Origin of the sequence: Gemmata obscuriglobus (genome assembly GCF_008065095.1) — a bacterium.
GTDB classification, from domain to species: domain Bacteria; phylum Planctomycetota; class Planctomycetia; order Gemmatales; family Gemmataceae; genus Gemmata; species Gemmata obscuriglobus.
This window is the reverse complement of the sequence record NZ_CP042911.1, coordinates 2,650,838-2,672,800: the sequence shown is the minus strand read 5'-3', so window position 1 is coordinate 2,672,800 and position 21,963 is coordinate 2,650,838. Positions and strand designations below refer to the sequence as shown.

At 66.7% G+C, this 21,963-nt stretch carries 21 protein-coding genes; 9 read left to right on the top strand and 12 right to left on the bottom strand.

Annotated elements, in window-relative coordinates; translation table 11 throughout:
- Window positions 1-88 precede the first annotated feature (88 nt).
- Both GobsT_RS11065 and GobsT_RS39525 read right to left on the bottom strand, forming a co-directional pair.
- On the bottom strand, window positions 89-427 hold the full coding sequence (locus GobsT_RS11065) for a hypothetical protein (RefSeq protein ID WP_010034017.1): 339 nt from the start codon (window positions 425-427) through the stop codon (window positions 89-91).
- A 74-nt stretch (window positions 428-501) separates the two neighbouring features.
- Window positions 502-702, bottom strand: a complete 201-nt coding sequence (locus GobsT_RS39525; protein ID WP_010034018.1) for a hypothetical protein — start codon at window positions 700-702, stop codon at window positions 502-504.
- Here GobsT_RS39525 and GobsT_RS39520 point away from each other — a divergent pair.
- Entirely contained in the window at window positions 665-892 is a 228-nt protein-coding gene (locus GobsT_RS39520) for an IS1 family transposase (RefSeq protein WP_417936404.1), read from the top strand. The two genes, GobsT_RS39525 and GobsT_RS39520, sit on opposite strands and share 38 nt — an antisense overlap.
- A gap of 5 nt (window positions 893-897) precedes the next feature.
- On the opposite strand, the gene GobsT_RS11055 is transcribed toward GobsT_RS39520, so the two are convergent.
- From GobsT_RS11055 to GobsT_RS11030, 6 genes are all read right to left on the bottom strand, one after another.
- A complete protein-coding gene (locus GobsT_RS11055) occupies window positions 898-2,040 on the bottom strand; it encodes a leucine-rich repeat domain-containing protein (RefSeq protein ID WP_010034025.1) in 1,143 nt (380 codons plus the stop codon).
- A 121-nt stretch (window positions 2,041-2,161) separates the two neighbouring features.
- Complete coding sequence (locus GobsT_RS11050) at window positions 2,162-2,626, bottom strand: DUF7919 family protein (RefSeq protein WP_010034028.1); 465 nt, start codon at window positions 2,624-2,626, stop codon at window positions 2,162-2,164.
- 137 nt (window positions 2,627-2,763) lie between these two features.
- Window positions 2,764-3,147, bottom strand: a complete 384-nt coding sequence (locus GobsT_RS11045) for a hypothetical protein (protein WP_010034030.1) — start codon at window positions 3,145-3,147, stop codon at window positions 2,764-2,766.
- Between the two features lie 337 nt (window positions 3,148-3,484).
- Entirely contained in the window at window positions 3,485-4,099 is a 615-nt protein-coding gene (locus GobsT_RS11040) for a hypothetical protein (protein ID WP_010034032.1), read from the bottom strand.
- A gap of 121 nt (window positions 4,100-4,220) precedes the next feature.
- Window positions 4,221-4,658, bottom strand: a complete 438-nt coding sequence (locus GobsT_RS11035) for a cell division protein FtsQ/DivIB (RefSeq protein ID WP_010034033.1) — start codon at window positions 4,656-4,658, stop codon at window positions 4,221-4,223.
- A gap of 644 nt (window positions 4,659-5,302) precedes the next feature.
- Window positions 5,303-5,578, bottom strand: a complete 276-nt coding sequence (locus GobsT_RS11030; protein WP_148087697.1) for a hypothetical protein — start codon at window positions 5,576-5,578, stop codon at window positions 5,303-5,305.
- A gap of 972 nt (window positions 5,579-6,550) precedes the next feature.
- On the opposite strand from GobsT_RS11030, the gene GobsT_RS11025 reads away from it, so the two are divergent.
- From GobsT_RS11025 to GobsT_RS11000, 6 genes are all read left to right on the top strand, one after another.
- Window positions 6,551-6,796, top strand: a complete 246-nt coding sequence (locus GobsT_RS11025; RefSeq protein ID WP_010034037.1) for a hypothetical protein — start codon at window positions 6,551-6,553, stop codon at window positions 6,794-6,796.
- Window positions 6,793-7,374 carry a TIGR02996 domain-containing protein gene (locus tag GobsT_RS11020; protein ID WP_010034038.1) on the top strand — a complete coding sequence of 194 codons (582 nt, stop codon included), beginning with the start codon at window positions 6,793-6,795 and terminating at the stop codon, window positions 7,372-7,374. The genes GobsT_RS11025 and GobsT_RS11020 overlap by 4 nt, the downstream gene beginning before the upstream one ends.
- A gap of 179 nt (window positions 7,375-7,553) precedes the next feature.
- Entirely contained in the window at window positions 7,554-9,098 is a 1,545-nt protein-coding gene (locus GobsT_RS11015) for an NADH-quinone oxidoreductase subunit N (RefSeq protein ID WP_010034039.1), read from the top strand.
- A gap of 103 nt (window positions 9,099-9,201) precedes the next feature.
- Window positions 9,202-10,065 (top strand): TatD family hydrolase, encoded by an 864-nt coding sequence (locus tag GobsT_RS11010; protein WP_232068345.1) that lies wholly within the window; start codon window positions 9,202-9,204, stop codon window positions 10,063-10,065.
- Window positions 10,066-10,805: 740 nt separating this feature from the next.
- Window positions 10,806-12,518, top strand: a complete 1,713-nt coding sequence (locus GobsT_RS11005) for a DUF1549 and DUF1553 domain-containing protein (protein WP_010047198.1) — start codon at window positions 10,806-10,808, stop codon at window positions 12,516-12,518.
- Window positions 12,519-12,574: 56 nt separating this feature from the next.
- Entirely contained in the window at window positions 12,575-13,846 is a 1,272-nt protein-coding gene (locus tag GobsT_RS11000; protein ID WP_010047196.1) for a DUF1501 domain-containing protein, read from the top strand.
- 27 nt (window positions 13,847-13,873) lie between these two features.
- Here GobsT_RS11000 and GobsT_RS10995 read toward each other — a convergent pair whose 3' ends face one another.
- From GobsT_RS10995 to GobsT_RS10985, 3 genes are all read right to left on the bottom strand, one after another.
- Entirely contained in the window at window positions 13,874-14,872 is a 999-nt protein-coding gene (locus GobsT_RS10995; RefSeq protein ID WP_010047194.1) for a hypothetical protein, read from the bottom strand.
- Window positions 14,873-15,084: 212 nt separating this feature from the next.
- Window positions 15,085-15,627 (bottom strand): YceI family protein, encoded by a 543-nt coding sequence (locus GobsT_RS10990; protein ID WP_010047192.1) that lies wholly within the window; start codon window positions 15,625-15,627, stop codon window positions 15,085-15,087.
- Window positions 15,628-15,850: 223 nt separating this feature from the next.
- Window positions 15,851-18,118, bottom strand: coding sequence for an ATP-dependent helicase (locus GobsT_RS10985; protein ID WP_010047189.1), 2,268 nt, complete (start codon window positions 18,116-18,118; stop codon window positions 15,851-15,853).
- Window positions 18,119-18,247: 129 nt separating this feature from the next.
- Here GobsT_RS10985 and GobsT_RS10980 point away from each other — a divergent pair, with 129 nt between their 5' ends.
- Window positions 18,248-18,670 carry a holo-ACP synthase gene (locus tag GobsT_RS10980; protein ID WP_010047186.1) on the top strand — a complete coding sequence of 141 codons (423 nt, stop codon included), beginning with the start codon at window positions 18,248-18,250 and terminating at the stop codon, window positions 18,668-18,670.
- 108 nt (window positions 18,671-18,778) lie between these two features.
- Here GobsT_RS10980 and GobsT_RS10975 read toward each other — a convergent pair whose 3' ends face one another.
- On the bottom strand, window positions 18,779-18,988 hold the full coding sequence (locus GobsT_RS10975; RefSeq protein WP_029601184.1) for a hypothetical protein: 210 nt from the start codon (window positions 18,986-18,988) through the stop codon (window positions 18,779-18,781).
- A 332-nt stretch (window positions 18,989-19,320) separates the two neighbouring features.
- Between GobsT_RS10975 and GobsT_RS10970 the strand changes: the two genes are divergently transcribed.
- Entirely contained in the window at window positions 19,321-21,879 is a 2,559-nt protein-coding gene (locus tag GobsT_RS10970) for a TolC family protein (protein WP_010047181.1), read from the top strand.
- Window positions 21,880-21,963 lie beyond the last annotated feature (84 nt).

The following is a 21,963-nucleotide window of genomic DNA, read 5'->3' as shown; positions in this document are numbered from 1 at the left end:
ATCACAACCGGCTATACCGAAGTGCGGTGAGCAGCGAGAAACGAATTACGTGACCGGGTCAGGTGCAGCGACCGGTTCGGCGTTTGGGTTACACCCCGTCGTAGGTGAGCGCGAACCCAAGCAGTATCCACAAGGCAATTCCGATCCCACTGACCAGCCCGGTAAGCCCGCCCGGCCGCGCCGGGTGACAGACGATAGCCAACCCGCAAGGGATGGCCCACCCCACCGCGTCGGCCATCCCCCACCCCGTCGCGAACCAGAGTCCCGAAAATGGCCCAGCCAGGACCGACCCCCACACGAAGGCGAAGTCGCCGAGCCCCCAGCCCATCTTGCTCGCGCCGCTGGCGGCGGCCAGGGCGGACAACGCCGCACCCACCCCAAACGCCGGACCGATGATCTTAACCCGTGACGCCAGCGAGCGCCCCATCGGTGCCTTCTCCTACGTCGCCGAACTAGCAGCTCACCTGCATCGCCATCACCGGATGAGCGGCGCGTCGCATATCAGCCGGCGGTGTCCGGTGCCACGCCGGGTTCGGCAACCGGCGCCATGGAGGGGCTGAGCCATCCGACCACACCCACGACGAGGCCGATGGTGACCGAAACGGCTCCGATCGCCTGGCGGCTCTTGGGGGCGTTACCTCGGGGGTACCGGGCCGGGGTCACCGTGTACACCGACTTGCTGCCCGCGTGCCGGGCCGCCATTCCCCGCGCCCGGCATCGAGCCGTGCGCAAGGTCACTGGCCTCACCGCCCACATCGAGCGATTCTGGCTCACACTGCGGCAACGGTGTGCCCGATTCGTGCGGAAGACACTCACCTTCTCCAAGTGCCCCAGGAACCACTTGGGCGCCTTATGGTACTTCGCACGCCGATATAACCTGTGCCGCCAGTAGGGCCATTACCACTTCCCAAGCGCGGGCTGGCCTTTAAGACTCAGGGTGTTCCAGACATCGCATTTGGGCGCGGCTTTTTGGAACTCTTTAATTCCGGCGAATGTGGTCTTCGTACTAATCAGGAATAGTTTGGTGAGCTTCTTGAGTGATGCCAGCTCCTTCAAGCCGACATCCGTTACCGCTGTGGAGGACAGCTCGAGGTGGGCGAGGTTCTTGAATCGCGCCAGTTCCTTAATTCCCGCGTCTGTAACATTCGTGCCGCTCAGGTCGAGTAGGGTGAGGTTCTGAAATGGCGCGAGTTCCTTTACCCCCGCGTCCGTAACCTTCGTGCCGTACAGGTTGAGAGCCGTGAGGTTCTTGAGTGGAGCCAGCTCCTTCAATCCCGCATCCGTAACCTCCGTTTCGCCCAAGACGAGGACTGAGAGACTCTTTAATGGAGCCAGTTCCTTCAGCCCCGCGTCTGTGACCTTCGTGTTGTACAGGAGCAGGACGGCGAGGTTCTTCGACGGAGCCAGTTCCTTCAATCCGGTGTCCGTGACCTCCGTGTTGTACAGGTAGAGGTTCGTCAACCGCTCGAGCGGTGCCAGCGCCTTCAGACCGGCGTCCGTAACCTTCGTGTCGGACAGGTCAAGGGTGGTGAGATCTTTCATGGGTGGCAGTGACTTCAGGCCGGCGTCCGTGATCTCTGTCTTTCGCAAGTGAAGAGCGGTGAGATTCCTGATTGCTGTTAGTTCCTTCAGACCGGTGTCCGTTACCTTCGTGTTGGACAGGTTGAAGGCGGTGAGGTTCTTGAGCGGTGCCAGCTCCTTCAAACCGGCGTCCGTGATCCCGGTGTCGTGCAAAGATAAGGTCGTGAGGCTTTTGAAGGCTACGAGCACCTTCAGTCCCGCGTTTGTCACGCCCGTGTGGGAAAGGTCGATGGAGGTCAGGCTCTTGAGGGGCAGCAATTCCTTCAGCTCCTCGTCCGTCACCCGGTGCCCTTGGGCAGCTCCCGCAGAGAGATCGACACCTGTGATGACCTGGTTGGCGTCACGAAGCACTTTCCCATAGACCTTTTCCACAGCCTTGACCGCAGCGTCTTCGCTCTCGTCCGCGCGTGCCGCGACCGGGGCGAACAGAAGCGCCAGAGCAAGTAGGCCGTGTCGCATGGTGCCCCCCCCATTGGTTGCCGAACGAACAATAGCTCACCGGCACCGCCACCACGGACGATCGGCACGTCGCATATCAGCCGGCGGTGTCAGGTGCCGCGCCCGGTTCGGCCGGCCTTTGCTACGCTCGCGGTGGCTGACCCGGCCGATACAGCTCGCCGAGTTGTTGCTGGAGCGCGACGGCTCGGAACGCCGCCACCGCCACCGCGTACTCCCTGGTGCCGGGCAGCGGCGCCGACAGCACGGCCGCTACGAACTCGGCCGGCGGGGCGTACTTGTGAACCTCGACGTAGTGGGCGATCATCTCCGGGGCGGCGAACAGCACACCCCCTGCCGGCACCCCGATGTTGCCACTGGCCACGCACCGGCCGCACAACTCGCAGCGGTGCGGTCCCATGAAGACATCCCAGACCAGCGGCCCCAACCCTTCGTCCCACCGCCGGCAGAACTCCTTCAGCCGCGCCAGGAACTCGGGCGGTGTGTCGCCCGTCGGGAACGGGTGCTGGTCGGACAGCCAGCCGACCGCACGGACGTGATCCCCGTGGGCGATCATGCAAGCCGTTCCCATGTCCGGGAACCACGACATCCCCGAGCCCTCCTGTGGCCGAACGAATAGCTCACCTGCACCGCCAGGATCGAGTGAGCATCATAACGCAGATCCGATGGCGGTGTCAGGTGCAGCGCCGGGTTCGGCGTGCCTTTGCGACCCACCCCGCCACCGCGTCACTTGTCGGACTTCTTCCCCCGCGACTCCGGCGGGCAGCCGTAGAAGCGGAGCTGAACTGGCGCATCATTCTTTTGAGGATCGGTCGTCACCTCGACGCGCGGATACCTCTGATCGGACACCCACCCGATGACCTCAGCCCGTGTAGCCGCTTTACCATTGATGGTGAGCCGGACGCTCTTCAGGTCAGGCACGGTGACGGTCCTGCCGTCCTTCTCTCCCTCTTGGGGTTCAGCGCGGAGGAGAAATCCGTCTGCACCGGCGTGCTTCCCGCTGGGGACAGTGACGGACTGAACCTCGTAGATGACAGCCTTCAAGTCGCTGGCCATGCCCGGCGAGGCGGACAGCGAGAAAACAACGAATGCCAACAGGGGCCGAGGCATGGGGATCAACCCTCCCACAAGGGCTATGCGAAATGGACCATTCACGGCCTCGGTTTCTGCCGCCGAACCTGTGTTTAGTGTGCGAGGCTTCGCGCAATAACACGGGGCCATTTCGCCCGGCGCGCCACGCGCTCGGGCTGGACTCGGTGCTCTTACTACGGCAGCTCAAATGCGATTAGACCAGCACGCGGCCGAGGCGCCAAGCGGCAACCAGGCCCTGTTGCTGAACAACGAGCGCCGGCACCCGGTCAACAAGGACCGCGCCTCATGGGTCCGCGCGCGGGTGTCAGATTGTGGCATGGCCGTGGCCGGTGCCGCGCGGGGTTCGGCTCGGTTGTTACTCGCCCTTCAGCCCACAACCGGCGAACAGCCGGCAGAGGGCAAGTCCGTCTGAGTCGAGCCGCCGGTACCTCACCGGCACGAGGTTTACGACACTGAAGAACAGGGACTGAACGGCGAATAGCCCCGCCCAGCAGCGCGGCAGCGCGGGCGATCCGGCGTCGGCGAACCACACGGCCGCGGCCACACCCGTCACCAAGTTGGCCGACGGCCCAGCCAAGAGGAAGGCCGCAACGCGAGCCCGGCTCCCCGGCCGGCGGGCGCAGACGGCCCGACCGCCCAGCCAGGACTGCCGCCCGTCCCACCCGAGCCTCCAGCGCCCCGCCCGCCGGGTGAAGGTGATCGGCCCGATATGGGCGAACTGGGGGCGGAACCCCGCGCACGCGCCCGCGAACACGTGCCCCAATTCGTGGGTGGCCACCGCGAGCACGAACGAGATCGGCAGGCCGACGCAGAGCAGGGAAAGTCCAACCGCGGTTCCGTACTCCTCGCCGAGCACGGGGGCGGACAAGACCACTACGGCGAACGCACCGACCGTGAATCCCAGTAGGAGGAGAGAGACGGCCGCGCCGAGCGCGATCCACCCCAAGCCGAGTCCCAGCAACCGCAACACGGGAAAGCGACTCCTGGAAAGAAGCTTGTCGCCGAACTGACAGCTCACCTGCACCGCCGTGATGCAGTGAGCACCACAACGGTGGCCGGTGGCGGTGTCCGGTGCAGCGCCGGTTTCGGCTCTACGGGCACTCCAGTGGAACCGCGACCCCGAACCGCCGCATCGCGTTCACGAACGCCGCCCGTGGAACTCGGTACGGCTTGCCGTCGTAATGGAACTCGTACCACTCGGCAGAGTGTCCGGGTAGGAACTCGACCAACAGCGGGCGACCGAACAACCGCCGCACGATGAGCCCCCCGCGCGACCCGCACTTGTGAAACTGGGCCTCGGTGCCAGCGCGGAGCACGCTTACCAACTCCTCAATCGCGGCAGAGTCGGTAGACGTTGTTCCGGGCGGTGCAGTGGCCTCGTGGCCCCACGGGTACATGTGCACTTCGACGGAGCGGATCGCGGTGGCGTCGAGGGCGTTGACGGCAGGCGGACGGCAGTACGCCCAACCGGCCAATGCGACGAGGCCGAGCGCCGCGACGGTGAGTGCAAGCCAGCGCTTCCGACGCATGGGGCCTCGGGTTGACGAACATCCAGTTCACCGGCACCGCCATCATACCGTGAGCGATGCCATCCAAGTCAGCGGGCGGTGTCAGGTGCCGCGCCGGGTTCGGCCTCTTGTTTCGCCTCATCGCGATTGAACTCGGCCATTCCGGAAAGATCGGCGCGCCGGTGTCGATGTTACTGAACCTGTGCCCGACGCGGCCAATGCGCGGGCGGGGCCGGTACGCGGTGCGTCACTTCTGCTTGCCGGTCGCGAAACCAAACAACCGTGGCCGGCTCGCACTCGTCCCAAAGTGTGCTTTCCCGTCCCCGGGGCACACAGAGCCGTACCGCATTCCGAGCATCTGCCCCGGAACAACGTGTTACTGACTACCCTCATCTGATCGGGTTCGAAACCGGCCACATAACTGGCCACCCACTCACCGACATCGGTGCCGGCCGCTGGGAACGGCGCACCGCAGCACGGGCACTGCGCGGGCTGACCCTGGAACGGGTCAGAGGAAACACGCGGCTCTTGCGATTCCATCCGTGATGTCCTCGGGTGGCCGAACGTACAGATCGCCTGCACCGTCCCTCCAAGGGCGCGATGCCGTCCAAACTACATGGCGTTGTCAGGTGCAACGCCGGGCTCGGCGGCCCCCTCGCGACGAGCTAAACGGGGGAGCCCGCAACCGGGCCGAAAGGGCCGCCGAGGATGTCCCGCACCAGTCGCGGTGCCACGTCCTCGGCCGACGGGAGGTCCTCCCAGAGTTTGCGCCCGACACGGTAGCGGGCGAGATAGACCACCTTGTCCCAGTTCGCCAGCCTACCGAACAACCGCAGTTGGTGGTTCGTGAGAACCGTTGTAAGTGCAGCTCCCGCGGCATCCAACTCATCGGTGTCGTACGTTCCGGTGGCCTGCTCCGCACGTTCGATGTCGCCAAGCATCGCTCTGGCGGCATCCGAGGCCGCCCGATACGCACTCCTGCGTTTCCGGTCCGAGGCGCGGCCGTCGGCGTACCGTTCTCCGATCTCCACGGCGTTGCGACTTCGTTGGTCGGTCAGAAGATCCCATCCGTGGCGGCAGCAAGCACAAGCGAGCAACCGAAGTTGCCGAGAGCTCGGCCGACAGACCGGCTGGTCACGAAGGAACTGCAACATCGCCATCGCGTCGGTGCAGGACAGCCATTCATCCTTGGTCATCGCCCGCCGTTTGCGTCCTTCTGGTGCCGAACCGGTGTTTAATGTGCGATGATTCGTGCACTAGTGCGGCAATTTCGCCCGGCGCACCGCGAGTCAGGAACCGAACGACTCAACGGCCTTATGTTACCATGTGACGGCATATCTCCACAATATGCGACATAACACGGTAATGGGCCGTGCGAAACTGAGCCCTACCCTTCACGGCTCGCACAATAACACGGTAACGGTTCGCGCGAACGTCATTCCGATGCTGCGCCCGGTGACCTTTGCATCCGACTTTCGTGAGCCAGCGCGTTCTCTCGGGCCAACACGCCCGAAGTGTACCCCCGCACGTCTCCCGTGCTCAAGACCCTTGTCCCTTTTCGGTCCACTGACCGCGTGCGCGTTCGCCCGTCTCGTTCCGCCGGCGCCGCACTCGTCGCACCGCTCGCGATTCCATCCGGGCGACCCCTTCCCACACACTGGGCTCGTCAGTTGCGCGCGCCCGCACTTCTGCTCTGCCGTTCACCCAGGGGCTCGACTGTGCCGAACCTGAAAGCGATCTTCACCGCCTCGCCGGCGCGAAGACGGCGCTGGCGAACTGCCGGAGGGCCGACCTACCGCCGAGCTGGGGCCGGCACGACGACGCGCTGAAGGCGTGGCGCGGTTCGCGACGGGGCTTCGGTCCCCGTTCTGTTGACCCGCCGCGGGTGGTATCATGCGTGGAGGAGGTGACACATGAGCAAGGTGATTCTCGACGCCGCGACGCGGGCCAAACTGAGCGGGCTGGGCCAACCGGTGCAACTGTGCGACGAGTCCGGGGCGGTCATCGCTTACGCGCTGTCGCCGGCCGCGCTGGACCGGCTGATGGGCATCCCGATTGAGGAGCCGTTTACGGAAGAAGAGTTGAGGGAAGCGTTCGATCAGACCGGCCCCGGCCGGCCGCTCGAAGACATCCTCCGCGATTTGCGGGAGGGGCGATGAACTACACCGTGCGCTGGCTGCCGCTCGCGGAGGCGCGTTTGCGCTGGTTGTGGGCGCGAGCGTTTCTGAAAGAATCGATCGCCGAACTGGCCGATGTCGTTAACCGGTTGCTCCGCGACCGGCCGTTCGACCTGGGCGAGTCGCGCGAGCGGGCTGACATCCGGTTGTGGTTCCATCGCCCGCTGTGCGTCGCGTTCTTCATCGACGACGCAGCGAAGGTGGTGTACGTTGCGGCCGTGAAGTGGGTCGGGAACTGTTCGCGTGAGGGTGCTCGCGTGTCCACCGAAGCCGCGCTGCTGGCCGCCGTTACTGCCGACCCGGACGACGACACCGCGCGGCTCGTCTACGCCGACTATTTGGAAGAGAAGGGCGGTGAGAGCGACGCCGCTCTGGCGCAATTCATTCGTCCACAAATCGAACTGGCCCGCTCCCCACAAAGAGGCGAGAGCGGGGGTGCGGCGGGAGTTGCTCGTCACCGCCAATGCTGGGTGGAGTGCGGTCGTAGCAATTCCAGTAGTTCCAGATTCCAAGTCGGCCCAGGGCTCGTCAAAAGTTCCAACGGTTCGTGCGGCTCGTGACTCTACTTGGAACTTGGAACTACTGAAGTCGGCCGACGCAATATTGGCCTGCCCAGAAGGGTGAGCAAAACCCCGGCTTCTGATAACCGCGCTTTAGCTCCGTCGGTCGGCGAAGCACTTCCCGTTGCGCCGGCACGCGGGTAGGCTACGCTTCTCCCCTCCGCCAGGAACGACGCGGCATGTTCCCCACGCACGACGACATCGTCAAACTCCAGTCCGCGCTGGAAAACGACCTGCTGCTCTTCCTGCCCGAACTGAGCCTGTGCGTCGGGATCGTCGCTCTCCTGCTCGCGCGCCTCCTTCCTGCGCTGGACCGCGTTCACCTCGGCGGGGTGGCGGTGATCGCGGTCGCGGTCAGCCTGTTCGCCGGCGGGTATCAGGTGTACGAACCGCCTGCGGGCGGGGCGTACTTCGCCGGGATGCTGCTCTCGGACTCGTGGGGCCGCTTCGTGCGCTTGATCGTACTGGTGGCGGCGCTGGTTACCGTGCTCCTCACGCTCGCCACCGGTATTCCGGACCGCGACGATTCGGCCGACTTTTACGTCCTTCTCCTCGGCGGCACGCTCGGGATGTCGCTGATGGCGTCGGCGGGGCACCTGCTCATGGTGTTCATCGCGGTCGAGATGGCGAGCCTACCGGGGTACGCACTGGCCGGGTTCCTGAAGGGCCGGCGCACCGGGAGCGAGGCCGCGCTGAAGTACGTTGTGTACGGCGCCGCGGCGAGCGGGGTGATGCTGTACGGGCTCACGCTCCTTGCGGGCGTGTTCGGCACCGGAACGCTGCACGACGTTGCCGCGGGGATCGCCCAGCGCGGGCCGGATTTGCCGGTTCTCGCGGGTCTGGCGCTCGTGTCCGTCGGGTTGGGGTTCAAGCTCGCGGCGGTGCCGTTCCAGTTCTGGTGCCCCGATGTGTTCGAGGGCGCCGCCGCCGAAGTCGCCGGGTTCCTGTCGGTGGCATCGAAGGCGGTTGCCATCGGACTGGTAGGGCGGGTGCTGCTCACGCTCCACGCCGCACAGCCGGACACCGCGGCGGTTCCCGCGCACCTCGGGGCGATGGTCGCGGTGGTCGCGATGCTCACCGCGACGTTCGGTAACCTCGTCGCGTTCGGCCAAACGAACCTGAAGCGCCTGCTGGCGTACTCCACCATCGCGCACGCGGGCTACATGCTGATGGCCTTGGCGGTGACAAGTTCCGCCGGCGCTGCGGCGGTGCTCTACTACCTGTGCGCGTATGTGGCGATGAACCTGGGGGCGTTCGGCGTGGTCGCGCTGGTGCGCAACGCGACCGGCAGCGAAGACCTCGGCGCGTATCGCGGACTGGTGCGTCGGAATCCGATCCTCGCGGTTACGCTCGCGGTGTTCCTGGCGAGCCTGCTGGGGTTGCCGCCACTCGCGGGGTTCGCGGGGAAGTTCCAGGTGTTCGCCGCGGTGTACGCCGCAGCGGATGCGACCCACGCGAGCGGCCCGCCGGGGCTGGGAACGCTGTTCTTCGTGCTCCTGGGCGTCGGGGCGGTGAACACCGCGCTCAGCGCGTACTATTACCTCAAGGTCGTTCGGGCCATGCTGCTCGACGACCCCGAACTCGGGGTCGCCCCCGTGGCGTGCCCGCCCGGCGCGGCGCTTCTTCTTCTGGCCCTCGTGGCGGCCCTGATCGCGGCCGGCGTCGTGTGGGACCCGCTGACGGCCGAAACCGCTCGCGCTGCCGCGACGTTCGGCGTGAAGTAAACGCATTCACGGTTCGGTTCGAGCGTCTGTTTCGGATTTTGTTTTTGTGGCACAGACATTCCTGTCGGTGCGGGATCGCAAAGCTGCACAGACAAGAATGTCTGTGCCACAAGAAGCAGACACCACCCCCCACCGGATCGTGTACCGGACGGTTCCACAACAAGACGCCATTCCTTCACACACGCACCCAACACCGATGCTGATCGACACGCACGCGCACCTGTTCGACGAGAAGTTCCGCCACGACCTGCCGGCGGTGCTGGACCGCGCCGCGGCGGCCGGCGTGGAGCGGATCGTGTGTCTGGGGATCGATCTGGAGTCGTCGCGCGCGTCGGTCGAGATCGCGAACAAGTACCCCCTCGTGGTCGCGGCGGTGGGCATTCAGCCCAACCACACCGCCGAAGCCGGCGCCGGCGATTGGGACGAGATCGTGAAACTCGCCGAGCGCGAGCCGCGCGTCGTTGCGATCGGCGAAACCGGACTCGACCGGTACTGGGACCGGGCACCGTTTCACGTGCAGGAAGACTACTTCGCGCGGCACATCGAACTGGCCCGGCGGCTGCGCAAGCCGTTCGTGATCCACTGCCGGGAGGCCGAAGCGGACGTTGTGAAGGTGCTCCGCGGTCAGGAGCAGAACGGACCGCTGGCCGCGGTCATGCACTCGTTCAGCGGGGACATCGACACCGCCCGCGCGTGCCTCGAATTAGGTCTGTACGTGTCATTTGCCGGGATGGTCACTTACCCCAGTGCCCAGAACCTTCGGGATGTGGCGAAGGAGGTGCCGCTCGACCGATTGCTGGTCGAAACCGACAGCCCGTACCTCGCCCCGCAACCGGTCCGCGGCAAGCGCAACGAGCCGGCGCACGTGGCACACACTGCCGCACTTCTGGCCCAGGTGAAGGGCGTGAGCGTTGCGGAACTGGAAGAGCACACCACGCGGAACGCGAAGACGCTGTTCGTCATCTGATGCCGTCGGCCTGATACACGTATCCGGTAATGCTACCGCTGTCTTAACGAGCCGCGACCGCCAGGGAGCGTTGCCACGTATCCCGCTCCCTGGCGGTCGCGGCTCGTCAACACAAGCGACACCGCAGGTGGTCGTGTGGTCATGTATGGGCCGCTGCGAGTCGTCCCTCCGGGCGCGGGGTTCACGACCGATGATGACCGCGGCAGCACCCGAATGCTCTCGCTGTTCGCAACGAGTGCGCGCTGTAACCCCCGTTACAGCCTCGCCGTGCCGGTCGCAACTGATAGAGCGCCGACGGGACATTCGCTGGCTTCGGGCTGGCGATTCGCTACCGGGTCGCTGGGGCGCTGCTACCTTCCAATCACGGACTTTTACCTCTCGGGAGCAACTCGCGCAGCGAGGAGAGAACGCCTTCGGGGCCGCCGTCGGCAAAGTGTAACGGCTTGTCCCGATACTGTTTACGATGGGTTCTTGTTGTGATTCCCGTTCGGATTTATGGGTGAGAAGCTCCTGCCGGCTCCTCGTGAGAGTTGGGGTTTGGGCCGGGAAGAAACATCCGGTAGTCCGATGTTGAGAAATCAGGTGGGGAAATACCTGATACGCGGGTCGCACGACTGCCGGTGACTCGGCGGCCGGAACGAGTCTCTCTCGTGTTGGTCTTATCTCGATCCGCGCGGAACTTGCACCAGTTTGTGGGGGTTTGATCCGGTATCGCTGCTTCGCCCCGTCGGAGGTGTCCCATGCGGTTTCGCTCGCTGGCACTGTTCGCGCTCACCGCCGGCCTGGTCGCTCTCGCCGGTGATTTGACACTCGCCGACGCGCAGGACAAAGCCAACAAGAAGGGCAAGAAGAACAAGAAGGCCGATCCGCCCGCCGCCGTGCCGCCGGCTCCCGTGGCCAAGCCCGCGGTTCCGGTCGAGGTCAAGCCGGTCGTTATCACCGTCGCGACGCCCAAAACGAAAGACGCTGCGGCGCTGGCGCGGGTGATCGACGACGAGATCAACAAGCGACTCGTGGCGTCGAAGCTCGTGGCTTCGGCCCGGAGTGCCGACGACGAGTTCCTCCGCCGCGTGTCGCTCGACATCGCCGGTGTGATCCCGACCGCCGAGCGCGCGAAAACGTTTCTCGACGACACGAGCCCCGACAAGCGCGCCCGGCTGATCGACGAACTGCTCGCCGACCCGCACTTCGGCCGCCGGATGGCCGACATCTGGGCCGCCAAGCTGTTCCCCCGCGACAGCGCGAACCGGTTCGTACTGAAAGAGCCACTGTACAAGTGGCTGGAGGAGCAGTTCAACACGAACCCGGGTTGGGACAAACTGGTCGCCGCGCTGGTGACCGCGACCGGCACCGTCGCCGACAACCCGGCGACCACGTACTTCCTCGCGAACCGGTCGGTGGACAAGCTCACCGACACCACGTCGCAGCACTTCCTGGGCATCCAGCTCCAGTGCGCGCAGTGCCACAACCACCCGTTCACCTCCTGGAAGCAGACGGAGTACTGGGGGATGGCGGCGTTCTACAGCAAGGTGAAGGCGGACAACCCGAAGAACGCGAACAAGGGCGGCGACAACACCCAGATCGGCGTTCAGGAGGGGCGGGTGACGACCCGGCAGAAGGACTTCTTCCCGGAGTCGGCAAAGACGGTCCCGGCGCGGTACCTCGGCGGCGAGCAACCGGCGCTGGGCGCCGCGGACCCGTACCGGCCCGCGCTGGCGAAGTGGATGACGAGTTCGACCAACCCGTTCTTCGCGAAGGCGCTGGTGAACCGCACCTGGGCGCACCTGTTCGGCCGCGGGTTCGTGAACCCGGTGGACGACATGCTCCCGGAAAACGAGGCGACGCACCCGGACCTGCTCAACGCGCTGGCCCACCACGTTTCGACCGCCGCCGAGTTCGACCTGAAGTACCTCATCAAGGCGATCTGTCTGAGCGAGACGTACCAGCGCACGAGCAAACCCACCGCGGACAACAAGGCCGATCAGGCGCTGTACAGCCACCCCGCGGTCAAGGTGATGTCGCCCGAGCAGCTTTACGACTCGCTGGCCCAGGTGACGGGGAACAACGCGGCCGTGATGGACAAGAAGGGCGCGAAGGCGCAAAGCGCGCAAAAGGGCGTGCGGCTCGGCGCCCGCGACCAGTTCGTGAACTTCTTCCTCGCCGGGGCGGACTCGGCCAGCGCGCTCGACTACGAGGCCGGCATCCCGCAGGCCCTCAAACTGATGAACGCGCCGGTTACGAACAGCCCGGCCGCGGCGCGTGCTGTCATCGGACAGGTAGGGCGGTCCGAGGAGGCGTTCGAGCGGATCTACCTCGCGTGCCTGTCGCGCCGTCCGACTTCGGACGAGGTGAAGAACTTGAACGCCTACGTCGCCCGCATCGGCACCCCGACGGCCTACGGCGACATCCTTTGGGCCGTGCTCAACAGTAGCGAATTCACACTGGTGCGATAAACGCGACCCGCTCGCAAGGGCGGTGCGCCGAACACAACATTCATCCCGGAGCGGCCATGTTCTCGACCAAGCTGCAAGAGAAGAGCCGGCGCGACGTAATGAAGCTGGCCGCGTCGGGCGTGTTCGCCCCCGCGCTGTCCGGCTGGTTCCCGCTGCTCGCCAAGGCGGCCCCGACCGGTGGTCGGGGCAAGGCGAAGTCGTGCATCCTGCTGTGGATGGACGGCGGCCCGAGCCACAAGGACACCTGGGACCTGAAGCCCGACAGCAAGGGCGCCGGCGAGTTCAAGCCGATCAAGACGGCCGCCCCGGGCGTGGAGATCAGCGAGCACCTGCCGAAGGTGGCGCAGGTGATGAACCACGGCCTGGTCGTGCGCGGGATGACGACGCCAGAGGGGGCGCACCCCCGGGCCAAGTACTACATGCACACCGGCTTCCGCGAGGGACAGGGCGGGGTCGTGTACCCGTCGCTCGGGTCCATCGTCTCGCAGGAAATGGGCAAGGCCGACAACACGGTGCCGAACTACGTCGCGATCGGCGGGCGCAGCTACGGCTCCGGGTTCCTCGGGCCGAAACACCAGCCGCTTTTGGTCACCGACCCGGCTCGCGGCGTGGAGGACCTCAAGTCGGCCGTGTCCGCGGCCCAACTCGGCAACCGCACCGGACTGCTGGAACAGATGGAGAAGGCGTTCCACCGCGAGCAGAGCGCCGACTCCATCACCGATCACAAAACCACCTACGAACGCGCCGTGCGCCTGATGCAATCGAAAGAGGCGAAGGCGTTCGACATCGCGGGCGACGGGACCAAGGGGAAGTACGGCTCGGGCCGGTTCGCGGACGGCGTTGTGATGGCCCGGCGGCTGGTCGAAGTGGGCGTGCCGTTCGTGGAGGTGTCGCTGGGCGGCTGGGACACCCACCAGGACAACTTCGAGCGCGTGAAGTCGCTGTCCGGGCAGGTCGATTCGGCGCTGTCCGCGCTGGTGACCGACCTGAAGGAGAAGGGACTGCTGGATAGCACGCTGATCGTGTGGATGGGCGAGTTCGGCCGCACCCCGAACATCAACACCCGCGGCGCGAAGCCGGGCCGCGACCACTTCCCGCGGGCGTGGAGTCTGGCGATGTTCGGCGGCGGGCTTAAGGGCGGTCAGGTGCTCGGTAAGACCGACAAGGAAGGGGCCAGCGTCGAGGACCGGCCGACCACGGCGCAGGACTTCCTGGCGACGGTGTGCGAACTGCTCGGCATCGATCACACGAAGAAGAACGAGACCCCGACCGGGCGCCCGATTCAGATCGTGGAGAAGCCGAAGCCGTTCACGAAGGACGTTGCATAAGCCCAGTTCCGGAAGGGGGAGGGCCGGTTACCACTCCGGCTCTTCCTCGTATGGGAACTTTTCGTGCTGCCCGGCGAGTACGACCGCGATCACGAGCGGTGCGAGAATCAGCAGCGTCCGCAGGACGATCAGCACCCACCGGTTCTGGCGGCTCACCCGCGGAATCAGGAACGGCGCGAGCACCAGCGGCGCGAGCGCGATGAGCCAGAACGACAGGTCGGGCACTTTGTTCTCCGCGTGCGACGGTCGCGTACCGAGCAGCAGCCCGGGCAGGAAGAGCGCCGCCGCGGGGACCGCGCCGCTCGCCAGCGCCTTCGGCGCGTCGTCGAGGTGTTGTCTCGTGAGCACTGCCGCCGCGATTCCGAACATCGCGGAACCAAGTATCACCGCCAGTTCCATGAACTTCGCGTTGTGCGAATACAGCAGCACCGCCGAGCCCGCGAAGAACACCGCCGCGAGTTGAGCGGAGAGTTCGCCGCTCGCGCCGCCGCGGGCGACCCCGTCGAGGACCAGCCACACGAGCGCCGCGGCGCCGGCGAGCTGCCACCGTAACCCGGCCCACTGCGGGTCCGCTGCGGCGTTGCCGAGTACGAGCCACCCGCTGACGATGCCGATGGCCCACAGCCGGGGCCACCACACCGCCACGTTCGCGAGCCACCACACCCGCTCCGGTAGCACACGCCCCAGCGCCAGCCCGAGCCAGCGTGTGAGCAAGCCGGTCACGACGAGCACAAGTGCGGCCCGTGCGAGCCACTGGTAGCCCGGCGCCTCCGCACCCGGCTGCCAGGGCAGAAGGCGCGACGTGTTCTCCCAGGTCGGCGCCGGCTGCTCGGTGTTGAGATTCGCGAGCGTGAAGTTCCCGCCCATAAAGGCGAACACCACCGCGACCGCCGAGCCGAGCGCGGCCGCCCGCCACCGTCCCACAACCAGGAACGCGCACATCACGACCGCCGCCGCACCGGCGCACGGCAGTACGCAGAGTGACATCGCGTCGAGAACGTCTTTGATCGGTGGGGGCGGGGGCATAGGTCGTGTTGATGTTTAGGTGCCCGGGCGCGCGGCGCCCGAGTGCTGCCACCGTTGGTGGCGCGCGGGGTGTTGCCTGCTATTTCGTGTGGTGCGGCGTCGAGTTGTTGAGAGACTGTGTGCGTACTGTAAGGGTTGCGCTTGAGGCGCACGGACCGATCGCCGTCACGTCGGGCGCCGTTTCACAAAACGGCGCCCGGCGGCGAACCGGGTCACTTCTTGGCTTCGACCTTGATGCCCAGGTCGACCTTGTCGTCGATCTTGCCCTTGCCGTAGTTCATGCCCCACTGGGTGCGGTCGATGGCGAACTCCGCGCTCACCTCCAACTTGCCGTCCTTCTCGGTGATGGTGGCCGGGAAGCTCACCGGCTTCGTCTTGCCGAGCAGGGTGAGGTCGCCGGTCACGGTGTAGCCGGCCGCGGTCTTTTCAACCTTGGTCGACTTGAACGTGGCCTTCGGCTGGTTCTTCACGTCGAAGAAGTCGGCGTTCCGGAGGTGCCCGGTGAGCTTCGCGTCGTCGGAGTAGAGTGACTCCGTTTCGATGTCCACGGTCACGGCCAGCTTGCTCGGGTCGCCGTCGGTAACCGTTGCGGTGCCCGACACCTTGCCGAAACCGCCGGTGTGCTTGCCGTCCGGCTTCTTGCCGACGAACGTGACCTTCGTGTTCTCGCCGGTGAGGGCGTACTTGGTGTCCGCGGCGGCCGCGGTGACGCTGAGGGCTGCGAGCAGCGCGACGGCGACGAGGCTCTTCGGCATGGGTCGGTTTCTCCGCGTGAAAGAACGGGACGTTCGCCGGCCACTCTGGCCGGCTCCTTCGCGACCGCGGTTGATGTGGGCGGTCGAGGGAAGTGTAGGGACTACCGGCCCGATGGTAACGGGCTTACATGCGAGCGGACGCGAGATGCCCCAACGGCCACGCGCAGCGAAGGGGCGGCGGGCGCCGCGAGCCCCGCGTCAGCAGGCAGGGCTAGCGGTGGTCTCATTCCTCCGCCTTCTTGCGGACTATCACCTTCAGTTTGATCTTGTCGCCGACGAACAGCTTCACCCCGTGGGCGGCGAACCGCACGCGCACCTTGCGCAGGGCCCCGAACCCGGACACCTCCGCCACGTTGCCGATTCCGAACTCCTCGTGTTGAACCAGTACCCCGACGGCCAAACCGGTATCGGGCGCGTCGGGGATGGTCGGCTTCAGCCCCGGGTTCGGTTTTCGTGACGCAGGCGGGATGAGTGGCCGCAGCCCGGTGTCCGCCCAGTCCTTGGCCGCGGCGCTCGATTTGACGCGCCATTCGTCGGCCGCGGTGCGGGCCACGTTCCGCGCCATCGACGGGTCGATGAACCGCACGTCGCGCGGCAGCTCCTGGATGAACTGGCTCACGATGCAGTAGTTGAGCTGGCCCCGGAACTCGCGCATCCGCGCGTGGCACAGGTACAGCTCCTTCATGGCGCGGGTCATGCCCACGAAGCACAGCCGCCGCTCCTCCTCGATCTCCTCGTCGTTCGCCAGGCTGCGCTCGTGCGGCAGGAGCCCCTGTTCCACCGCGAGGATGTACACCGCCGGGAACTCCAGCCCCTTTGACGCGTGCAGCGTCATCACGGACACGTGATCGGCCTGCTCGTCCCAGCCGTCCGTGTCGGACGCGAGCGTGATCTGTTCCAAGAAGTCGGTGATCGTGCGCGAGTTGTCCTCGTCCCAGAACTGCTTCGCGGCGGTGACGAGTTCGGACACGTTCGCGAGCCGGTCCGCGTCCTCCTCGTCGGTCGAGTCGCGGAGCATCGCCTCGTAGCCCGACTTGTCCAGCACGAGGCGCACCAGTTCGTGCGGGGGCTGGTCCATCTTAGAGCGAAGGTCGGTCATGAGCCGGTGGAAGTCCCGCAGCCCTGTCGCTGCTTTACCTTTGATCTCGGTGATCTTGGCGATCTGCCCAGCGGCGGCGAGGAGCCCGATTTCTTGGCTCGCGGCGAACGATTGCAGCTTGTCGAGCGACACCTTACCGATGCCCCGGGCCGGCGCGTTCACCACGCGCAGGAAGCTCACGCCGTCGTGCGGGTTGGTCAGCAGCCGCAGGTACGCGAGCACGTCGCGGTTCTCCTTGCGCTCGAAGAACGCCAGCCCCTTTACGATCTGGAACGGGACGCCGTGCTTCACGAACGCGGACTCGAGCGACCGCGTGAGCGCGTTGATGCGCATGAAGATGGCGTGGTCGCGGTACTTGAACGTGCCGGCCTTCACGGCCTCCTTGATCCGCACCACGACGCCCTCGGCCTCGTCCAGGCCGTTGTCGAACGTGATGACGTTGACCGGCTCGCCCTGCGGGTTGTCGGTGACCAGGTCCTTTTTCTTGCGCTGCTTGTTGTGGTCGATCAGCACGCTGGCGGCGCGGATGATGGATTTCGTGCTGCGGTAGTTCTGCGCGAGCGTGATGGTGCGCGCGTTCGGGAAGTCGCGCTCGAAGTCGAGGATGATTTTGATGTCCGAGCCGCGCCACTTGTAAATGCTCTGGTCGGGGTCCCCCACCACGCAGACGTTCGGGTTGTTAATGCTCAGCTGCTTGACGATCTGGTACTGCGCGGAGTTCGTGTCCTGGTACTCGTCGATCATGATGTATCGGAACCGCGAGTCCAGTTCGGCGCGCAGCTCCTCGTTCTGCTTGAGCGCCATCGCGGGCAGGTACAACAGGTCGTCGAAGTCCATCGCGTTGGCGCTGCGGAGCCGCTTCTCGTACCGCGGGTACACGGCGGCCACGGTCTTCTGGAAGAAGTCGGTGGCGGTGCGCTCGTACTGCGGCGGGGTGACGAGCTGGTTCTTTGCCTTACTGATGGCGCCGGCGATGCGCTCCGGGGTGAACTTCACGTTGTCGATGCCGGCCGCCTCCAGCGCGTCCTTGACGAGCTTGTTGCGGTCGTCGGTGTCGTAGATGGTGAAGTTGCGGTCGAACCCGAGCCGCTCGGCGTACTGGCGCAGGAGCCGGGCGCCGAGGCTGTGGAACGTGCTCACCCACACCCGGTTGCCGGGCGCGAGCTTCTCCACACGGTTCTTCATCTCACCGGCGGCTTTGTTCGTGAACGTGATCGCCAGGATGTTGTGGGCGCGCACGCCCGCCCGCAGCAGGTACGCGACCCGGCGGGTGATGACGCGGGTCTTGCCGCTGCCGGCCCCCGCCAGGATCAACAGCGGCCCCTCGCCGTGCATCACCGCCGCCCGCTGGTCGGGGGTCAAATCGGCGAGCAGGTCGGCGTCGTCGGACATGGCGAATCCTTCGGTGAGTACAAAGAGACCTACCCCGTCCGGTCCCGATCGGGACCCGGACGGGGCGGGGCTCGTCCCGCGGATTTTACCGACTCCCGCGGACGGTGCGAAGCTCAGCCTGGGGGGGGGATGGAAATACTCGGACTCGGCACCCAGGTGCTGGAATGCGCCCGGGTGCGGCAACTACTTGACGAGCACGCTGACGCGTTCCTGCGGCAAGTGTACACGGACCGCGAGGTGCGGTTCTGTCACTCGCGCCGGCAGACCACCGAGCAGTTCGCGGCGCTGTGGGCGGCGAAGGAGGCGGTGCTCCGCGCGCTCGGCACCACCTGGAAGCGGGGGATGAGCTGGACCGATGTGGAGGTGCTGTGCGAGCCCGGGCAGACGCCCCGCGCCGTGGTGATCGGGGCGGTCGGGGAACTTCAGGCCGCCCGCGGGGTTAACCAGGTGCTGCTCACAATGGCGTTCTGCCGCTCGTTCGCGACCGCGACCGCGATTGCCGGTCGCGTCGCCGGCCCGCCGGTCCAGGAGGACACGGCGCTGGACGACTGACGGGAGAAATGTGGAATTCGGAGTGCGGAACGGAAGAACAAAGAACACCGGCCGACAACGACGTCCGACTGTCTTTATTCCGCACTCCGAGTTCCGCGCTCCGCGTTTCTAAATCCCGTCTCCCACTTCTCGGATCAGCGCGCGGGCGGCTTTGTACGCGGTCCGGAGGCTCATCACCCGCCCCTCAATCTGATCCCCCGAGAATGGCCGGGCCGGGTCCGCCTTGGGCAACCCCGCCAGTTCTAGCGTGAGGGGCAGTAACCGCAGGAACTCGGTCATCCGGGCCTGCTTCTGTTCCGGGGTGGCGGGTTGGTCCATGGTGACCTCCTCGGTGCGGGACTCGTTGACGACTCCGCTCAGCCTATCGCGAACGGGCCGGCGCCTCAAGCGTACGGTTCCCTACTCTTGCCCGCCGCACCGGAGCGCCAGGGCTGCCGCGCTCGCGGAACCTGCCCACCTCGCGGCGCTTGCCCGGAACTTGAACGAAAACAAAGAAATTTCCGATTCGACCGACAAACTAGCTAAATACTTCCGCGCGACCCGTCGATTGGTTCGTTGAAGGCACCTCCGGATCGACTCGGGCCGCTCGCACCGCGGGCGGAGGGACCGGAGCGGGCTGTGGCGGATCAGGGTGGGAGCGGGGAAAACACATGAGCCGGAGCCGTTGGTTCAAGCGAGCGCTCGCCGGGGTGCTGACGATCTCCGCCGCCGGTGGGTGTAAGCAGCAGCTCTTCATGGATCCGGCCGACTACAAGGACGCCGCCCAGGTCGCTCTGCCCAAGTCGCTGGAGGCGAACCCGCACGGCACGATCGCGCCGGGCCAGGTGGACAAGCTCGGCGGCCCGGTCAACACCGTGACCGACTTCGTGCGCCCGCCGCGCATGATGAAGCTGTCCGAGTGCATCGCGCTGGCGATGGAGCAGGGGAGCGTGGGCAGCCAGTCTCCCAACAACCCCGGGTTCAAGAACGACTCGCTGCAGCAGTTCTCCGGCCGCGGCGTGGGCGGGTCCGACGCGATCCGCTCGTTCGCCATCGACCCGGCCATCGCGGCCGCGGAGATCGAGCGCTCGCTGAGCAAGTTCGACGCCCGCTGGATCACCTCGATGCAGTGGCAGAAGATCGACCAGCCGGTGGCGGCCCAGTTCCTGTCGTTCCAGCAGTCCCGTGACGCGGCGAGCTTCAGCAGCACCCTGGCCAAGCCGCTGCCCACCGGCGGCGTCGCCGGGATCACGTTCAGCACCGACTACTCCAAGTTCTCGCAGCAGGCCACAACCCAGACCCAACTGGTGAACCCGAACTACACCCCGCGGGTGCAGCTCACCGTCGAGCAGCCGCTGCTGCGGCTGTTCGGGGTCGAGGTGAACCAGCTCAGCCCGACCCACCCGGGGAGCTTGCTGATTACCGGGCTGCAGTCCACCGGGCAGGGCACCGAGGGCATCCTCATCACCCGCATCCGGATGGACCAGCAGCGGGCCACGTTCGACCAGCTGGTGAACACCATGCTGCTGAACGTGGAGGCGGCGTACTGGAACCTCTACGCCAGCTACTACAACCTGTACGCCCAGGAGGAGGGCCTGCGGCAGGCGTTCGAGGCCTACCGCTACACCAAGCTGCGGGTGGACGCCGGGGCGCTGAAGCCGCAGCGGCTGGACCAGGTCCAGGCCCAGTTCGAGCGGTTCCGGGCGGGCGTGTACCAGACCCGCGGGCAGGTGCTCGAGAGCGAGCGGCAGCTCCGCGGCCTGATCGGGCTGCGCAGCGACGACGGGGTGCGGCTGGTGCCCATCGACGAGCCCAACCTGGCCCCGTACCAGCCGGACTTCCACGAGGCCGCCAACGACGCCATCGCGTACCGGCCGGAGCTGCTGATCGCCCGCCAGGACGTGAAGTTCCGGCAGCTCGACCTGCTGCTCCAGAAGCAGCTCCGGCGGCCCGACCTGCGCGGGTTCGCGCAGTACGACATGGCCGGCCTGGGTACCCGCCTGGACGGCCGCGCCGAGGACTTCGGCCCCACCGGCGCCAGCCCCGGGAACGCGTTCGGCAACTTCATCGACAACCGGTTCAACAGCTGGACCCTGGGCGTGCGGCTCGACATGCCGATCGGGTTCCGCGACGCCAACGCCCTGGTGCGGCAGGCCCAGTTGAACATGGAAAAGAGCTACCTCCAGCTCCGCAACGAGGAGCTGCGGGCGATCGAGAACCTGACCCTCCAGTACCGGCGGGTGAACGAGCTGCACGCCGTGATCGCGCCGCGCAGGGCCGAGCGGGAGGCGAACCAGAAGTACGTCGCCCGGGCCCGCGCGGCCGTGGACATCGGCGGCCCGGACCCGAACGAGTTCCTCAACGACCTGACCGTGCAGCAGCAGCTCGCTCTGGCCGTCGCGGCCGAAACGCAGGCGATCGCGAACTACAACATCGCGCTGGCCCAGTTCGAGTACGCGAAGGGGACCATCCAGCAGTACAACCGCGTGTCGGTCAGCGAGGGGGCGCTGCCGCCGTGGGTGTCGAAGCGGGCCGCGGACCACATCCGCGAACGCACCGAGGCGGCGCTGAAGCTGCGGGAGCAAGCGCCCCCGCCGGGCGGGACGGCGGTCGGCGGGCACCCGATCGCCCCGGCGGGCGGCACCACCTCGCTGCTCCAGTTGCCGCCGTTCGCGGAGAAGCGGGACCCGCTGCCGATGGAGCTGCCGAAGACGGACGACGCGGTCCCGACGCGGCCGGGCTCGGACACCCCGCCCGGGGGCCGGGTGCAGCCGGGCGCCGGGCCGCTGGGGGCCGGCCCGGTGGGGCAGCCGCGCCCGCTCCCGACCTTCGGGACCGGCTCCGGGGCCGAGTTCCAGCCGAACGGCCGGGCCACGCTCCCGCCGCTGCCCCCGGGCAGCCGCTCGGTCGGGTCCGGGTTCACCCCGCCGGCCGGCGGGGGGGCCACGAGCAACCCGGACGGGTACTTCCGCTCCGAGGGCCGCGCGCTGGTTCCCGAACCGCCGCCGTACCGCAGCGCGACGGACGCGCCGGCGCCGGGCGCCACGCCCCCTGCGGGCACCGCCGGCGCCGCGGGCGAATCGTTCCGCTCGGACGCCCGGGCGACACTGCCGCCCGAAACGAAGAAGTCGAGCGACCCGGTTTGGAGCCCGCCGGCGCTGCCGACCCCGCCCGCGACCGGCGGAGTGACTACCCCGCAACCGCCCACGATTCCGCCGACGCTGCCGTAAATGTCGGGCGGCCTGTAAGCAACACGCGCGGCGGTGCGGTCGGAGGCGTGAGCGGCGAACCGCTCACGCCTCCGACCGTTTCGG

What these genes read in the sequence shown, in the direction of transcription:
- GobsT_RS11065 (WP_010034017.1), bottom strand. Translation starts at nt 427, where the DNA reads ATGGGGCGCTCGCTGGCGTCACGGGTTAAGATCATCGGTCCGGCGTTT.
- GobsT_RS39525 (WP_010034018.1), bottom strand. Translation starts at nt 702, where the DNA reads ATGGCGGCCCGGCACGCGGGCAGCAAGTCGGTGTACACGGTGACCCCG.
- GobsT_RS11055 (WP_010034025.1), bottom strand. Translation starts at nt 2,040, where the DNA reads ATGCGACACGGCCTACTTGCTCTGGCGCTTCTGTTCGCCCCGGTCGCG.
- GobsT_RS11050 (WP_010034028.1), bottom strand. Translation starts at nt 2,626, where the DNA reads ATGTCGTGGTTCCCGGACATGGGAACGGCTTGCATGATCGCCCACGGG.
- GobsT_RS11045 (WP_010034030.1), bottom strand. Translation starts at nt 3,147, where the DNA reads ATGCCTCGGCCCCTGTTGGCATTCGTTGTTTTCTCGCTGTCCGCCTCG.
- GobsT_RS11035 (WP_010034033.1), bottom strand. Translation starts at nt 4,658, where the DNA reads ATGCGTCGGAAGCGCTGGCTTGCACTCACCGTCGCGGCGCTCGGCCTC.
- GobsT_RS11030 (WP_148087697.1), bottom strand. Translation starts at nt 5,578, where the DNA reads ATGCTTGGCGACATCGAACGTGCGGAGCAGGCCACCGGAACGTACGAC.
- GobsT_RS11025 (WP_010034037.1), top strand. Translation starts at nt 6,551, where the DNA reads ATGAGCAAGGTGATTCTCGACGCCGCGACGCGGGCCAAACTGAGCGGG.
- GobsT_RS11020 (WP_010034038.1), top strand. Translation starts at nt 6,793, where the DNA reads ATGAACTACACCGTGCGCTGGCTGCCGCTCGCGGAGGCGCGTTTGCGC.
- GobsT_RS11015 (WP_010034039.1), top strand. Translation starts at nt 7,554, where the DNA reads ATGTTCCCCACGCACGACGACATCGTCAAACTCCAGTCCGCGCTGGAA.
- GobsT_RS11005 (WP_010047198.1), top strand. Translation starts at nt 10,806, where the DNA reads ATGCGGTTTCGCTCGCTGGCACTGTTCGCGCTCACCGCCGGCCTGGTC.
- GobsT_RS11000 (WP_010047196.1), top strand. Translation starts at nt 12,575, where the DNA reads ATGTTCTCGACCAAGCTGCAAGAGAAGAGCCGGCGCGACGTAATGAAG.
- GobsT_RS10995 (WP_010047194.1), bottom strand. Translation starts at nt 14,872, where the DNA reads ATGCCCCCGCCCCCACCGATCAAAGACGTTCTCGACGCGATGTCACTC.
- GobsT_RS10990 (WP_010047192.1), bottom strand. Translation starts at nt 15,627, where the DNA reads ATGCCGAAGAGCCTCGTCGCCGTCGCGCTGCTCGCAGCCCTCAGCGTC.
- GobsT_RS10985 (WP_010047189.1), bottom strand. Translation starts at nt 18,118, where the DNA reads ATGTCCGACGACGCCGACCTGCTCGCCGATTTGACCCCCGACCAGCGG.
- GobsT_RS10980 (WP_010047186.1), top strand. Translation starts at nt 18,248, where the DNA reads ATGGAAATACTCGGACTCGGCACCCAGGTGCTGGAATGCGCCCGGGTG.
- GobsT_RS10975 (WP_029601184.1), bottom strand. Translation starts at nt 18,988, where the DNA reads ATGGACCAACCCGCCACCCCGGAACAGAAGCAGGCCCGGATGACCGAG.
- GobsT_RS10970 (WP_010047181.1), top strand. Translation starts at nt 19,321, where the DNA reads ATGAGCCGGAGCCGTTGGTTCAAGCGAGCGCTCGCCGGGGTGCTGACG.